13 protein-coding genes are annotated in these 14281 nt (G+C 55.6%); 7 read left to right on the forward strand and 6 right to left on the reverse strand.

Going from position 1 to position 14281, the window contains the following annotated elements; translation table 11 throughout:
• Window positions 1-3 precede the first annotated feature (3 nt).
• The gene (locus AC6I8X_RS10235; protein ID WP_299453737.1) at window positions 4-1260 is read right to left on the reverse strand and encodes an L-rhamnose isomerase; all 1257 of its coding nucleotides are present in this window, start codon (window positions 1258-1260) and stop codon (window positions 4-6) included.
• A complete protein-coding gene (rhaB, locus tag AC6I8X_RS10240) occupies window positions 1244-2725 on the reverse strand; it encodes a rhamnulokinase (protein ID WP_497839744.1) in 1482 nt (493 codons plus the stop codon). The genes AC6I8X_RS10235 and rhaB overlap by 17 nt, the downstream gene beginning before the upstream one ends.
• Before the next feature lie 292 nt (window positions 2726-3017).
• Between rhaB and rhaS the strand changes: the two genes are divergently transcribed.
• Window positions 3018-3839 (forward strand): HTH-type transcriptional activator RhaS, encoded by an 822-nt coding sequence (rhaS, locus tag AC6I8X_RS10245; protein WP_313689233.1) that lies wholly within the window; start codon window positions 3018-3020, stop codon window positions 3837-3839.
• Window positions 3840-3854: 15 nt separating this feature from the next.
• Entirely contained in the window at window positions 3855-4718 is an 864-nt protein-coding gene (gene rhaR, locus AC6I8X_RS10250; protein ID WP_497839745.1) for an HTH-type transcriptional activator RhaR, read from the forward strand.
• Window positions 4719-4755: 37 nt separating this feature from the next.
• Here rhaR and rhaT read toward each other — a convergent pair whose 3' ends face one another.
• Window positions 4756-5790, reverse strand: a complete 1035-nt coding sequence (gene rhaT / locus AC6I8X_RS10255; protein WP_497839746.1) for an L-rhamnose/proton symporter RhaT — start codon at window positions 5788-5790, stop codon at window positions 4756-4758.
• A 368-nt stretch (window positions 5791-6158) separates the two neighbouring features.
• Between rhaT and AC6I8X_RS10260 the strand changes: the two genes are divergently transcribed.
• The 3 genes from AC6I8X_RS10260 (at window position 6159) to aldA (ending at window position 8243) form a co-directional block, all read left to right on the forward strand.
• Window positions 6159-6482: a hypothetical protein gene (locus tag AC6I8X_RS10260; protein ID WP_313689585.1), complete on the forward strand. Its 324-nt coding sequence runs from the start codon at window positions 6159-6161 to the stop codon at window positions 6480-6482.
• Between the two features lie 24 nt (window positions 6483-6506).
• Window positions 6507-6605, forward strand: a complete 99-nt coding sequence (locus tag AC6I8X_RS10265; protein ID WP_139807978.1) for a YoaK family small membrane protein — start codon at window positions 6507-6509, stop codon at window positions 6603-6605.
• Between the two features lie 201 nt (window positions 6606-6806).
• A complete protein-coding gene (aldA, locus tag AC6I8X_RS10270) occupies window positions 6807-8243 on the forward strand; it encodes an aldehyde dehydrogenase (RefSeq protein WP_497839747.1) in 1437 nt (478 codons plus the stop codon).
• Between the two features lie 95 nt (window positions 8244-8338).
• Here aldA and AC6I8X_RS10275 read toward each other — a convergent pair whose 3' ends face one another.
• Together AC6I8X_RS10275 and AC6I8X_RS10280 are read right to left on the reverse strand one after the other, a co-directional pair.
• Entirely contained in the window at window positions 8339-9613 is a 1275-nt protein-coding gene (locus AC6I8X_RS10275) for an MFS transporter (RefSeq protein WP_497839748.1), read from the reverse strand.
• The gene (locus AC6I8X_RS10280; RefSeq protein ID WP_497839749.1) at window positions 9610-11031 is read right to left on the reverse strand and encodes a M20 family metallopeptidase; all 1422 of its coding nucleotides are present in this window, start codon (window positions 11029-11031) and stop codon (window positions 9610-9612) included. The genes AC6I8X_RS10275 and AC6I8X_RS10280 overlap by 4 nt, the downstream gene beginning before the upstream one ends.
• Before the next feature lie 150 nt (window positions 11032-11181).
• Here AC6I8X_RS10280 and AC6I8X_RS10285 point away from each other — a divergent pair, with 150 nt between their 5' ends.
• Both AC6I8X_RS10285 and pepT read left to right on the forward strand, forming a co-directional pair.
• Window positions 11182-12093: a LysR family transcriptional regulator gene (locus AC6I8X_RS10285; protein ID WP_497839750.1), complete on the forward strand. Its 912-nt coding sequence runs from the start codon at window positions 11182-11184 to the stop codon at window positions 12091-12093.
• A gap of 121 nt (window positions 12094-12214) precedes the next feature.
• On the forward strand, window positions 12215-13441 hold the full coding sequence (pepT, locus tag AC6I8X_RS10290; RefSeq protein ID WP_497839751.1) for a peptidase T: 1227 nt from the start codon (window positions 12215-12217) through the stop codon (window positions 13439-13441).
• Window positions 13442-13488: 47 nt separating this feature from the next.
• Here pepT and AC6I8X_RS10295 read toward each other — a convergent pair whose 3' ends face one another.
• A complete protein-coding gene (locus AC6I8X_RS10295; protein ID WP_313686109.1) occupies window positions 13489-14268 on the reverse strand; it encodes a transporter substrate-binding domain-containing protein in 780 nt (259 codons plus the stop codon).
• Between the last annotated feature and the right edge of the window lie 13 nt (window positions 14269-14281).

The raw sequence follows: 14281 nt of genomic DNA on the forward strand, positions 1-14281 counted from the left end.
CCCTTAACGTTGAGCCAGAATTTGTTGTTCGTAATGGCGGACATCGCTCAGCCAGCTGGCATCTGCCGGTACGTCATGGCGCAGGCACCAGGCTTCCCAGACCGCCTGCCACGGCAGTGATTTTTGTTCTTCCAGCAGCGCGAGGCGGGCGGTGTAATCCCCTTCACTTTCCAGTTTGCGCAGCTGTTCCGTCGGCTCCAGCAGCGCGCGCAGCAGCGCTTTTTTGGCGTTGCGCGTACCAATCACCCAGGCGGCAATGCGGTTGATGGAAGCATCAAAAAAGTCGAGGCCGATGTGGACCTTATCGAATAACTTCTGACGGGCGATTTCATTGGCGATCGCCTGAGTTTCGTCATCCAGCAGCACCACATGGTCGCTGTCCCAGCGCACCGGGCGGCTGACATGCAGCAGCAGGCGTGGCACATACAGCATGGCGGTGGAAATCTTGTCGGAGATCACTTCCGTCGGGTGAAAGTGGCCGGCATCAAGCGTCAGCGCGATCTGACGGCTACAGGCATATCCGAGACAGAACTCGTTAGAGCCGACGGTATAACTCTCAGCACCGATGCCAAACAGTTTGCTTTCAACCGCATCGATATGATGTTGTGGATTAAGTTTTTCACTGATGATCTCATCCAGCGCCGCCAGCAGTCTCTGGCGCGGTGCCAGCCGATCCACCGTCAGATCTTTCATCCCGTCCGGCACCCAAATGTTCATGACCGACGCCGTACCCAGCTGTTCGCCGAACGAAGCCGAAATGCGGCGGCTGGCCTTGCAGTGATCAATCCAGAACTGGCGGATGCTCTTATCTGCATGCGCCAGAGTAAAACCGTCGGCGCTCAGCGGGTGTGAGAAACAGGTCGGGTTGAAATCCAGCCCCAGTTTGTTGCTTTTTGCCCACGCCACCCAGTTGCTGAAATGTTCTGGTTCGATGGCATCACGCTCTACCGGCTTATCGCTTTCCAGATAGATCGCGTGCAGGTTGAGGCGTTTAGCTCCCGGAATCAGCGACATCGCTTTATCGAGATCAGCGCGCAGCTCCTCAGCATTACGCGCCTTGCCCGGGTAGTTGCCGGTGGCCTGAATACCGCCGGTCAGAGCACCTTGCGGGTTCTCGAATCCGCGCACGTCATCGCCCTGCCAGCAGTGCATCGACACCGGGATACCATCCAGTTGCGTCATTACCTGTTCCACATCCACGCCGATCGCGGTGTAGCGTTGTTTCGCCAGGTCAAAGGCCTGTTCAATCAGCTTTGTCATAAGCAAGTTCCTTAGCGGGTTGGCTCAGCGCGGCAAAACGTGCCTGGCTGGCACGAAAAGCGCTGTTGTTAAGCGGTTCGAATTTTTCTAACGGGAAGTTTTGGCTGATACAGCGACGCAGGTCGGCCACATCTCGCAGCTCACCGAGAGCGATCAGCTGGCAGCCGACATTGCCCAGCGTCGAGGCTTCCACCGGTCCGGCGAACACCGGCAGCTGGCAGGCATCGGCGCAAAGCTGGTTGAGCAACGGGTTCTGGCACCCCCCTCCAACCACATGCAGCTGACGCAAAGGTCCCGCACGTAGCTGGCCGAGTTCGCTGATGACCTGGCGATACAGCAGAGCCAGGCTGTCAAAAATGGTGCGGGCCAGCGCGGCAGATGACTGAGGAACCGGCATATGTTGTTCCGCACAGGCGTTCTGAATTTCCTGCACCATACTGGCGGGATTGATAAAGCGGCTGGCGTTGGGGTTGATCAGGGCGCGGCAGGCCGGTTCATCCGCCGCCTGCTGAATCAATCCACACAGATCGCTGATTTGCAGTTCACTGCACACCCGCTGCAACAGCCACAGGCCCATGATATTTTTCAATACCCGGTAGCCCTCCGCGCCCCCTTCATTGGTGATATTGGCGTCAAGCGCGGCACGGCTCAGGCAAGGTTGCAGGCTCTCAATCCCCATCAGTGACCAGGTACCAGAGCTAAGATAAGCGGCATCATCCTGCATTAAAGGCGTTGCCAGCACGGCACTGGCGGTGTCATGGGTGGCGACCGCAACCACCGGAATCCTGTGTCCACGGGGACTGGACCAAAAACCGACGGTGTTACCCGGTGCGGAGGGTTTGCCAAACCAGCGGGCATCCACCCCGGCCCAGGCCAGTAAATCCGGGTCCCATTCGCCACTGGTGATGTTCAGCAATTGGGTCGTCGTGGCGTTGGTGTATTCCCAGTTCATGTTGCCGGTCAATTGAAAATGCAGGTAGTCCGGAATCATCAACGCATGTGCTACCTGCGCCTGCCAGTCTGGCTGTTGCAAATGCAGGGCACGCAGCTGATACAGGGTATTAAACGGCAGAAACTGAATGCCGGTGCGCTGATAAATGGCCTGTTTGCCGAGATCGCTGATTGCCTGCGTCATCTGGCCATCGGTACGGGCGTCGCGATAGCTCACTGCCTCGCCGACCCGCTGTCCATCAGCATCCAGCAGCACCAGGTCAACACCCCAGGTATCGATACCGATGCTGTCCGGCACGATACCTTCCTCATCCAGCTGTTGTAGCCCGCAACGTATCTCCTGCTCCAGATGGTCCAGATCCCAGCAGTCGTAACCGGCACGACGCACGCGCTGATTAGCAAAACGGCGCACTTCCCGCAGCGTGATGCGCTGAGACGCGGAGGTCCATTGAGCGAGCATTATGCGCCCGCTGGATGCGCCTAAATCAATGGCAACAATGTTACGCATACTCATGGCGAGTTCTTCCTGTGATGAGATGCGTAAAGAGTAAAAATCCTGCCGTCTGGTCACCTTCCCCTTACTGCCAGCGCGCCAATGCTGCTGGCACCGTTACAAAGATGTTCGTGAGACAGCTCACAGAACCATACAAGCACCGGGTTGTGACCTTCGCCGCATTTTCCCGAACAACACGCGAGATCTTGAAAAATTAGCCATTTTCCTGCATTGGCAGGTTGAAAATTCAAGGTAAGGTGGCAGCCGCCTGAGTAGACTCGGTTACGGTTTTGTTAATAATGAGAGGCGAGCCATGACCGTTTTACACAGCGCAGATTTTTTCCCTGCCGGGGATTACGCCATCGCCATCGAGCCGCGCGTGCCGCAGCAGGCGTTTCCTGAACATCACCATGATTTCCACGAAATTGTGCTGGTAGAACAGGGTTCCGGCATTCATGTGTTCAATGGTCAGCCGCAGGCGCTGTGTGCCGGTTGTGTGTGTTTCATTCGCGATCACGATCGCCATCTTTATGAGCAAACCGACAACCTGTGTCTGACCAACGTGCTGTATCGCAGTCCGGCGGCCTTCCGCTTTCTCTCCGGTCTGCAAGCTTTGCTGCCGCGCGAGGAGGATGGCAATTACGCGTCACACTGGCGGATTAACCACAAGGTGATGGGCCAGGCCTTGCAGATTGTTACGCAGATGAATCCGCCAGGTGTCTGGTCACTGGAGAAGCAGGCACGTCAGGAACAGTTGTTCCTGCAACTGTTGGTGTTGTTGCGCGAGGCGGGTCACAACGATGAAGCCCAGGATCAGGAAGCCCGATTGCATCGGTTGCTTGACTGGCTGAATGAGCACTACAGTGAAGAGATTCTCTGGGAGGCACTTGCTGACCAATTTTCACTGTCGCTGCGCACCCTGCATCGTCAGATGAAGCAACAAACCGGGAATACGCCGCAACGCTACCTGAACCGGTTGCGCTTGCTACAGGCGCGCCACCTGTTACGGCACAGCGATTTGCGCATTACGGATATCGCCTTTCAGTGTGGATTTGGTGACAGCAACCATTTCTCCACCTTGTTCCGGCGGGAATTTGGCTGTGCACCCAGAACGGAGCGCCAGCAGATGTTGTGATTAGGAGTGACCCTCATGTCGCTAATATTGTCGCGCGAAGACTATTTCCCGGCACCCTCTTTGCCGATTGCGGTAGCTGAACGCCTGCCGCAGCCTTCCTTCCCGCCGCATCGTCATGAGTTCAGTGAAATTGTGATTGTCTGGCGCGGCAACGGCTTGCATGTGCTCAACGATCGACCGTGGCTGATTACCTGTGGCGATGTGTTTTATATTCGCGATAACGACTGCCACAGCTATGACAGCGTCAACGATCTGGTGCTGGACAATATTCTCTACTGTCGTGACCGCTTTCATCTTGGACTGGACTGGAGCCAGTTGTTGCCACCCGACGATGCAGAATCCCCGGGCTGCTGGCGCTTAACCACGCGTGGTATGGCGCTGGCACGTGGGGTGATCACCCAGCTGGAGCGGGAAAGCCGCAAAAGCGATCCTCTCTCCATTCAGCTTTCTGAAGCGCTTTTTTTGCAGCTGGCGCTGATCCTGCGCCGCCACGGTTATGCGGCGGATCGTCCCTGGGTATTGCCGGAGGGAGAACAGCTGGACCTGCTGATGTCTGCCTTGCAGGGCGCGATTGACCGCCCTTTCGACCTCGCCACGTTTTGCGAGCAGAATCAATTAGGTGAACGGGCGCTCAAACAGTTGTTCCGCCAGCAGACCGGCATGACCATCGGCCATTATCTGCGTCAGTTACAGCTATGCCAGGCGAAATATCTGCTGCGTACTCAGGATTGGTTAATCAGTGAAGTGGCCGCCCGTTGCGGCTTTGATGACAGCAATTATTTTTCGGTGGTATTTACGCGTGAAACCGGCCTGACGCCGAGTGCGTGGCGGCAACGTTTTTTGCCAAACCGCCTAATAATGATGAATGAAACACATTAAATCATTGCGGCGCGATAATTCGCGCCGCAATGATGTATCAGGATGCCATGCCCAGCCCGACAATATTCGCCGCAATGATGATCACCACACAGCCCAGCGACAGTACACGTACCGGACGTTGCCCAACGGCTTTCCATTCCTTCATGACCAGCCCAACCAGGCCACCGCACAGCACATACAGGCTCATATGCAGCATCCAGCTGACGAAGTCATACTGTGCCGGGATTTTGGCGTGTCCCCAGGCATAGAAGAAGAATTGCAGATACCACATGGTGCCGCCCAGCACGGCGAAGGCGATGTTAGCAATCAGCATCGGCTTCGCAATTGAGAAATCGGCCCGTACAGAGAGATCCGACTTCACCGCCAGACGGATAAAGCAGTAGGCCAGGTTGACCAGCGCCCCGCCCCCCATGATCACCACATAACTGGGCAATGCCACATACAGCGGGTTAATGCCAAGATTCGCCGCAGCCTCGTGCATCGGTTTCGCCGCGTCCATAGCAAAAGACATCCCGGCTGAGAAGATGCCGCAAATCACCGCCAGCACCAGCCCCTTCTTCAAATTGAACTCTTCCGCATTGATGCCCAGGGCGCGTTCTTTTAACAATCCGGCGCGTGAGACGATAGCGACGCCAATCAACGCCACAAACACGCCGAGCAACGTTAATCGCCCGCCTTCCGAGCTGAACAACTCGACAAAGCGGCCCTGGAGCAGCGGCGTCATCAGCGTACCTACCACCAGGGTAATCCCTATGGCGATACCGATGCCCATCGACATACCGAGATAACGCATCGTCAGCCCGTAGTTGATGTTGCCGATACCCCACATGCCCCCAAACAAAAACACCGGCAGCAACTGCGAAAAGCTGAAGCTACCGTAGTAGGCCCAGAAATTCGGTAACAGCACCGCACTGACCACCCAGGGCAAAATCAGCCATGACATCACGCCACCGACCGACCACATGGTTTCCCATGACCACTTTTTCACCTGTTTAAACGGAGCATAAAAGCATGCGGCACTGGCGGCACCCACCAGATGCCAGAAAATACCTGCAATGATGGCACTGTTCATTGTTATTCCTTCGTAAGGTTGAGGCCAACAGGAAACCGACGGTCTCCCGATTACCCGAGAGTCTACGGCGGTCAGCTTTTACTCAGCCTTTGGATGGTTGCCGGGGAACGGGCGGAGTTGGCAATATCCGGTGGGTATTCAACATTCGGATCACAAATCCACATTTGCAGGCAGTTACACAGGTAAAATAGATAACTCATTTATTATTATCGATTTTTTCCGGTAATGTTGTGTTGATCAGCACAGTTTTAACCTGATTGCCAGACTTCCTCTTAACATGGCAATCACACAAAGCACGGATCATGCCTTCCCCCGGCCGCAATTAATCCGTATAACGTTGAGGAAAATCATCAGGACGAAGGATTGGGATGAACACCAAATGGTTGACGCTGATGCTCTCAAGGCCGGTAAGCCGCGTGATGCTGGATGATATCCGCGCGATTGTGCCGCCTGAGTCACTCAACATCTTCATTAATGGACTGGAAGAGACCCGTTATGCCCGTGTTGAATGCGTGCAAAGCGAGGATAACTGCGCCCTGCTGGCGTCGGCTATCGTGGTCTGGCGGCAACTTGGGCATATTCATAGTATTCAGTATCAAAAAGGTGAACATCTGCGTGAAGTTGACGATGCCACGCAGTTTCAGCTGTTCAGTATGATGAAAACGCATCGTGCCCTGGTTCAGCTGAGCTGAACCCGCATTCACTTTAGGATAATCATGAAAATCGGACTGCTTTTTCCTATCGCCATTATTGTTGCCGGTGTCAGCTTTCTGGCCTGGTTTATTGCCAGCGGCGCGATGATGCCAGGTTCCTGAGGTTTTCAGACTCTGCCGACCCACATAGTAACCTGCTGAATACGCAGCATTTCGCCAGTTATGCTGCGTTTATCATGTTGTTCTTCCCGTCTTTGCCATCCACACGCCCGCCCTGGCAGCCATAAAAAGGTGCTACACCTTGATCTGTTTCACTCTGCATTTCACACAAATTTAACGAAACCGATCGCGGAGACCCTACAGATGACAACGCACCATCAACATTTCATTAATGGCGAGTTTGTTGCAAACCAGAATGATAAATGGATTGAAGTGATTAACCCGGCCACCGAAGCGCTGCTGTCACGCGTGCCGGAAGGCACAAAGCAGGACGCCAGCCAGGCCATTGCAGCGGCAGAAGCGGCGCAACCCGGTTGGGAGGCGTTACCGGCGATTGAGCGCGGCAACTGGCTGCGTAAAATCGCCGCCGGTATTCGTCAACATGAGACGGAATTGACCGCTACCATCGTTGCCGAAGGCGGGAAAACCCAGGGGCTGGCGCAAACCGAAGTGCTGTTTACCGCCGATTATCTTGAATATATGGCGGAATGGGCGCGACGCTACGAAGGGGAAATTGTTAACAGCGACCGCCCCAACGAAAACATTTTTGTCTTTAAAAAGGCGATTGGCGTCACCACCGGCATTCTGCCGTGGAATTTCCCTTTCTTCCTGATTGCGCGTAAAGCGGCCCCGGCGCTGGTCACCGGCAATACCATCGTGATCAAACCCAGTGAACTGACCCCCAACAACGCGGCGATCTTCGCCCGTATTCTGCATGACATCAGCCTGCCTAAAGGGGTGATTAACTTTGTTTACGGTTACGGCCCGGAAGTCGGTCAGGAGCTGGCGGCAAACCCGAAAGTCGGGCTGGTAAGCCTGACAGGCAGCGTCAATGCCGGTATCGCCACCATGGAAGCCGCAGCGAAGAACGTCACTAAAGTCTCACTGGAACTGGGTGGCAAAGCCCCGGCTATCGTGATGGATGATGCCGATCTCGATCTGGCGGTGAAAGCGATTGTCAGTTCACGTGTGATCAATACCGGGCAGGTGTGTAACTGTGCCGAGCGCGTTTATGTGCAGGAAGGCATCTACGATCGCTTTATCAATGCGCTAACCGAAGCCTTTAAGCAGGTGAAATTCGGCAATCCTGCGGAACTGACTGACATCGATATGGGGCCGCTGATCACCGCTGCAGCACTGGGGCGCGTAGAACAAAAAGTGGCGAAGGCGGTTGAGCAAGGCGGCAAAGTGGTGCTGGGCGGGAAACGTGCTGGCGATAAAGGTTTCTACTTTGAACCCACCATCATCACCGGCGTACGCCAGGAGATGGAGATCATGCGTGAAGAGATCTTTGGACCGGTGCTGCCAGTCATGACGTTTAAAACGCTGGATGAAGCGATCACGCTGGCTAATGACTGTGAATATGGGCTAACGTCGTCGATCTACACGCAAAACCTCAATACCGCAATGATCGCCCTGCGTCAGCTGAAGTTTGGTGAGACCTATATCAATCGCGAGAATTTCGAAGCGATGCAGGGTTTCCATGCGGGCTGGCGTAAATCGGGTGTCGGCGGTGCCGATGGTCGTCACGGGCTGGAAGAGTATCTGCAAACCCATGTGGCGTATTTGCAGTTTTCGTAAAAAAAACTTGCGCGATAAATCGCGCCGCTACGGAACAGTGCGTTTATTGACCGGGTCGGCATCAATGCCGACCCGGTTACGGTTATTGCAGTGGGTTAACTCAGGCGCTGCTTGCTGCGCACCAGCGCGATACCACTCAGCAATGCCACTGCCATCAGATAATAGCTCGGTGCCAGGCTGGTGCCGGTCGCGCTAATCAACAGGGTACAAATCAGCGGCGAAAAACCACCAAATACCGTCACCGCGATGTTATAGCTGATAGCCATGCCACTGGCGCGGGTACCCACCGGAAACAGGTCAGCCATCACCGAAGGTACCGTCGAGAAATACACCGACTTCAGCAGTGCCATCCAGCCCACCAGCAGAATCAACGTCGTCGGGGTGGTGTGGTTCACCACCATCTTAAACGCCGGATAGATGGTCACCAGCAGCAGAATCAGCGATCCCCACATCAACGGCACACGCCCGACTTTCTCAGCCCACAGTCCCATCAACGGCGTAACCACGGTCAGAATCACCCCGGCCAGCAGCGTGGCAGTGAAGGCCGCCGACCCCGGCAGATGCAGCGTTTTGGTGGCATAGGTCGGCACATAGTTGAGCATGTAGTTGACCGCAGTGGAGATCACCATCAACCCAATTGCCAGCAGCATCAGCTCCTTCTGGCGGCCAAACAGGCGCTTCAGCGGTGCCGCTTCCGGCTGTTGTGCAGCGAAGCTGGCCGGTTCATGCACATGGCGACGGATATAAATACCCAGCGGACCGATCAACAAACCAAACGCGAACGGAATACGCCAGCCCCACTCCTGAATCTGGCTCTCGGTAAGGATCTGCGTCAGACCCAGACCAAACGCCGACGCCATCAGGGTGCTCGCCCCCTGGGTGGCGAACTGCCAGCTGGCGATAAAGGCTTTGCGCTCTGGAAAATGCTCAACCAGGAACGCCGTCGAGCTACCGAACTCGCCACCGGCGGAGAATCCCTGGATCAGGCGCGCCAGCAGAATCAGTACCGGGGCAATCAGGCCAATCGAGGCGTAACCCGGCATAAAGGTAATAATCGCTCCGCCCAGCATCATCAGGTTGATCGACAGCAGCAGCGCCTTTTTACGGCCATGACGATCGGCGTAGTTGCCCAGCACAATCGCCCCCAGCGGACGAATCAGGAAAGAAACACCGAAGCTGCCAAAGGTCAGCAGCAGCGATACCGAGGGATCGCTGGTCGGGAAGAAAGCATGGGCGATATAACTGGCGAAGAAGCCATATACCGCAATGTCGAACCACTCCAGTGCATTGCCGATACAGGTGGCAAACAGCGTTTTATGCAGGCTGGGTTTGACCACGCTGGCCGGTGCGCTTTGGCTAAGGCTGCTCATTTGGCACCTCCGGCATGGGCACGGTGACGGGCCATCAGTTCCTCGCCCTGCTCACCCAAATCCCACAGCAGGCGCGTCATGATTTGCAGACCCTCACGCGCAATGGATTTCAGCATATGCTCGTTGACGCCATGCTGACCGCAGGCCGGATACGAGTGCGGCACCCACAACGTCGGCAGGCCGAGGATATCGGAGAACACTTCGTTCGGCAGCGAGCCACCGAGATTCGGCAACAGCGCCGGTTTTTTCCCGCTGGTCTCCGCCATGCTTGCCAGCACCCAGTGCACCAGCGGATCGGTGGGATCAAGGCGGGTGGCAGGCGATCCGCGCATAAACTCCACTTTTACCTGATCAAAGCCATGTTGTTGCAGATGCGCCTCGATGTGCTGCACCAGGTTTTGCCAGTCAGTCCCGACGACAAAACGCAGCTGACAAACTGCGCTGGCCTCACCAGGAATGGCGTTCATCGGCCGTGCCGGATTGCCGGTGAGAAACGCCAGCACTTCCAGCGTGTTCCAGCCATACAGGCGTTCGGTTGGCGTCAGTCCGGGCTCACCCCAGTTAACCTCAATCTGCGGGTCGCCTGGCATGCCCCCTACTTCGATATCACTCAGAATGGCACGCACTTCATCCGTCAGTGAGGTCGGTTTCAGCGCCGCCACCTGCAATACGCCATTGGCGCTCACCAGCGAGGCAATCGCATTCGCCAGCTGAGTACCGGGGTTGGTCAGCAGACCGCCCCAGTTGCCGGAGTGGTAGGCATTGTCGCGTGCGTTAATGGTCAGACGAAAATTGACGCAGCCGCGCGAACCAAGGAACAGCGTCGGGCGTACCGCATTGAGGCGCGGGCCGTCAGAGGCGATAAACAGGTCCGCTTGCAGCAGTTCACCGTGTTCCTGGCACAGCTGCGCCAGCCCCGGCGAGCTGATCTCTTCGCCCATTTCAAACAGCATTTTACAGTTAAAGCCAAGCCGTCCGCCGCGCGCCTTGAAGACCTGTTCCAGCGCCGCCAGATTGACGCAGTGCTGACCTTTATTATCCGCGCTGCCGCGACCGTACCAGCGATCGCCCTCTTCGGTCAGCTGCCACGGCGATAATCCGTCGCGCCAGTTTTCATCATCGCCAAATACCACATCGCCGTGACCGTAACTCAGCAGCGTTGGCAGGGCTGGATCCTCCATACGCACCGCAACCAGGAACGGACGCTGGGCGGTGACCGGGTTGTCGATAAAGTGCAGCGTAAACCCGAGTGCCGCCAGTTGCGGCCCGATTTCCTGATGCAGGTAGTGATGCAGTTCGTCATCGCGATCCGCGCGCTGGCTTTCAGTCACCAGCGCCACGCGGCGCGCCAGTAATTGCTGGAATTCCCCGCTGTCAAAATAGTCGCTGGCCTGATTAACGACCTGTTGTACTGTCATGTTTGCCCTGTCTTTTGTTGGTTTTATCATCATCCTTATCTTTGCGGAAAGGCTGATTTGCCACAATTATCAATTTATCGAGTAAGATTTGCTTTTAAAGCAAAGGTCAGCTGCCCGATTACGAGGCATGCACCATCAGGAGGCAGGTCAGTGCTCAGCAGTGAAATTCGTTATTTTATGGCGGTTGCCAATGCCGGATCGCTCAGCGCGGCCAGTGAGCAGTTATTTGTCGCCATTTCGGCGATCAGCCGCCAGATTCAGCGGCTGGAAGCTGAAGTCGGTGTGCCGCTGTTTGACCGCCACGCCCGTGGCATGGTGCTGAACGAAGCCGGAGAAATCTTTGCCCATCATGTGCGGAAAAATATGCTGGATATGGAATATGCCCTGGCGGAAATTAAGGGACTCACCGCCGTGCGCCGCACGCAGATTCGCGTGGCCTGCACCGATGGCATGGCGTTTACCTTGCTGCCACGTCTGTTTGCCGATTTCCGCGCCAGTAACCCAGGCGTGCTGTTTAGCCTGAAAGTGGCCAGCACCCAGGGCGTGGCTGAGTTAATTCGTAACGGCGAGTGTGATCTGGCGTTGCAGTTCAGCCTGTATGCCGAGCGTGGCGTTGAGGTCATCGGCTCCTGGCCCGCGCCAGTGCAGCTGGTGATGCATCATAACCATCCACTGGCGCAGGCTGATGAGGTGACACTGGCTGACCTGGGCCAATATCCGCTGGCGTTACCGGAGCAAAACACCACGGTGCGCCAGTTGTTTGATCTCTCCTGCCATATGAGTGGCTATGTTATCGAACCGGTGCTGACCTGCGATAACTTCTCCACCCTGTTCCATTTTCTGCTGCAAACACCGCTGGCGGTCACCATTTGTAGCCCGTTTACCGTGCGGTATGAGGCGCAAACTCACGGGTTGCTATTGCGCTCGGTGCGCATTGATCAGTTGAACCAGCGAACGCTGCAATTGCAGACATTATCAGGACGGCCGCGTAGTGCCGCCCTGAATTTGTTCCTCGATTTTCTGCACCAGCAGCTGAACACACTGGAACAATCGAGCGGTTAAAATCCGATTTCTCGCGATTAGTTGACTTCAATGAGTCTGCATCGTTATACAAGGCATTAATTAATAATTTGATTTAGTCGTTCTGCGAACGAACGCCCCGTTAAATTGATAAGGACTCCCGATGACAGATCAACTCGCCCGCCAGCTGACTCAGCGGTTTTACCGTTATCTGGCCGTTTCCAGCCAGAGCGATGCCAAATCCACTACGCTTCCGAGTACCCCCTCACAACATGCCATGGCTGAGCTGCTGGCAGCAGAGCTGCGTGAGCTGGGGCTGGAAGAGGTGATGATCGACGCACACGCCACGGTGACGGCACTGAAGCGCGGTAATCGCCCTGAAGCCCCACGCATCGGGTTTATCACCCACATCGATACTGTTGATGTCGGGTTGTCAGCGGATATCCACCCACAAACCCTAACCTTTACCGGCGACGACCTGTGCCTGAATGCCGTGCAGGATATCTGGCTGCGCGTGGCTGAGCATCCTGAAATCGTACCCTACCTCGGCCAGCAAATTATCTTTAGCGACGGGACCAGTGTACTCGGCGCAGACAACAAAGCGGCGGTGACGGTGGTGATGACGCTGATGGAAAACCTGCAAGGTGATCATGGCGATATCGTGGTGGCCTTTGTACCCGACGAGGAAATTGGCCTGCGTGGTGCCAAAGCGCTCGATCTGGAACAACGTTTTGACGTCGATTTTGCCTGGACCATCGACTGCTGCGAGCTGGGCGAAGTGGTCTACGAAAACTTCAATGCCGCCGCTGCTGAGATTATTTTTACTGGTGTTCCGGCACACCCGATGTCCGGCAAAGGCGTGCTGGTGAATCCGCTGCTGATGGCGCATGACTTTATCCAGCGGTTCGATCGCCAGGCGACGCCGGAGCACACCGAAGGACGCGAAGGCTATATCTGGTTTAACGATATGCAGGCCAATGCCAGCCGTGCGGTGCTGAAAGCATCGATTCGTGATTTTGATCTCAATGGCTTCGATGCGAAGAAACAGCAACTGGTGGAAATCGCCGATGAGATTGCCGCACAGTATCCCACCGGACAGGTGGCGCTCAGCATCAATGATGTCTACAGCAATATCAGCAATGCTATCGGTGAGGATCGGCGAGCGATTGATTTGATATTTGCCGCGCTGGCACAGCTGGGGATTGAACCGAAGGTGATTCCGATGCGAGGGGGGACTGATGGGGCAGCGCTATCGGCTAAAGGCTTGCTGACACCGAATTTCTTTACCGGTGCACACAACTTTCATTCGCGTTTTGAATTCCTGCCAGTGCCGTCGTTTGTGAAGTCGTATCAGGTTGCGGAAGCCTTGTGTTATCTGGCAGCCAGATAAACTCGTGCAATACGGTGTGCATCCTTATTGATGCACACCGTAATAGGTTATTTCGCCACGCTAACGTCGATACCCGGGAAGAATTTCGCCGCCAGTTTGGTCACGGTGCCATCAGTCTGCACTTTGGTGATCGCCGCATCCAGCTCCTGTTTCAGCCTGGCGTCACCCTTGCGCAGGCCAAAACCGATGCCTGAGCCGAGGATAGTATCGTCTTCCACTGGCTTGCCAACGAAAGCAAAACCTTTGCCCTGCGGCTTATCAAGGAAACCGGACTGACCCGCGGCTGACATCACCAGCGTGCCATCCAGACGCCCGGCGACCATGTCGTTATACACCTGGTTTTGATCCTGATAGGACGTTACGGTCACGCCCTCCGGCTCCCAATGTTTTTTGGCATAGGTTTCCTGGATGGAACCCTGCAATACGCCGATGTTTTTCCCTTTCAGCGATGCTGCGGTCGGCAGCAGGCCCTGGCCCTCTTTCGCCACCAGCATGGTCGGAATACGGTAAATCGGTTTGGTGAAGTCGATGCTTTTCGCGCGTGCTTCGGTGATGTTCATCGCAGAGTTGATGGCATCAAATTTCTTGGCCTGCAACGCCGGGATCAGAGCATCAAAGCTGCTTTCGACCCAGCTGCATTTGAAGTTGCCGCTCTGGCAAATGGCTTTACCCAGCTCAATATCGAAGCCTTCCAGCTCGCCCTGGGCGTTGCGGCTCTCAAACGGTGGGTACTGTGATTCCAGACCGTAGCGTAAGGTCTCCTGGGCGAATGCATGCACAGAGGTCATCATGCCCAGCGCCACAAAAAGTACGTTTAATTTTTTCATTGTTATACCCCTA

This window comes from Pantoea sp. X-Soil-TKNS-1280 (assembly GCF_059730475.1).

What these genes read in the sequence shown, in the direction of transcription:
- AC6I8X_RS10235 (WP_299453737.1), bottom strand. Translation starts at nt 1,260, where the DNA reads ATGACAAAGCTGATTGAACAGGCCTTTGACCTGGCGAAACAACGCTAC.
- rhaB (WP_497839744.1), bottom strand. Translation starts at nt 2,725, where the DNA reads ATGAGTATGCGTAACATTGTTGCCATTGATTTAGGCGCATCCAGCGGG.
- rhaS (WP_313689233.1), top strand. Translation starts at nt 3,018, where the DNA reads ATGACCGTTTTACACAGCGCAGATTTTTTCCCTGCCGGGGATTACGCC.
- rhaR (WP_497839745.1), top strand. Translation starts at nt 3,855, where the DNA reads ATGTCGCTAATATTGTCGCGCGAAGACTATTTCCCGGCACCCTCTTTG.
- rhaT (WP_497839746.1), bottom strand. Translation starts at nt 5,790, where the DNA reads ATGAACAGTGCCATCATTGCAGGTATTTTCTGGCATCTGGTGGGTGCC.
- AC6I8X_RS10260 (WP_313689585.1), top strand. Translation starts at nt 6,159, where the DNA reads ATGAACACCAAATGGTTGACGCTGATGCTCTCAAGGCCGGTAAGCCGC.
- AC6I8X_RS10265 (WP_139807978.1), top strand. Translation starts at nt 6,507, where the DNA reads ATGAAAATCGGACTGCTTTTTCCTATCGCCATTATTGTTGCCGGTGTC.
- aldA (WP_497839747.1), top strand. Translation starts at nt 6,807, where the DNA reads ATGACAACGCACCATCAACATTTCATTAATGGCGAGTTTGTTGCAAAC.
- AC6I8X_RS10275 (WP_497839748.1), bottom strand. Translation starts at nt 9,613, where the DNA reads ATGAGCAGCCTTAGCCAAAGCGCACCGGCCAGCGTGGTCAAACCCAGC.
- AC6I8X_RS10280 (WP_497839749.1), bottom strand. Translation starts at nt 11,031, where the DNA reads ATGACAGTACAACAGGTCGTTAATCAGGCCAGCGACTATTTTGACAGC.
- pepT (WP_497839751.1), top strand. Translation starts at nt 12,215, where the DNA reads ATGACAGATCAACTCGCCCGCCAGCTGACTCAGCGGTTTTACCGTTAT.
- AC6I8X_RS10295 (WP_313686109.1), bottom strand. Translation starts at nt 14,268, where the DNA reads ATGAAAAAATTAAACGTACTTTTTGTGGCGCTGGGCATGATGACCTCT.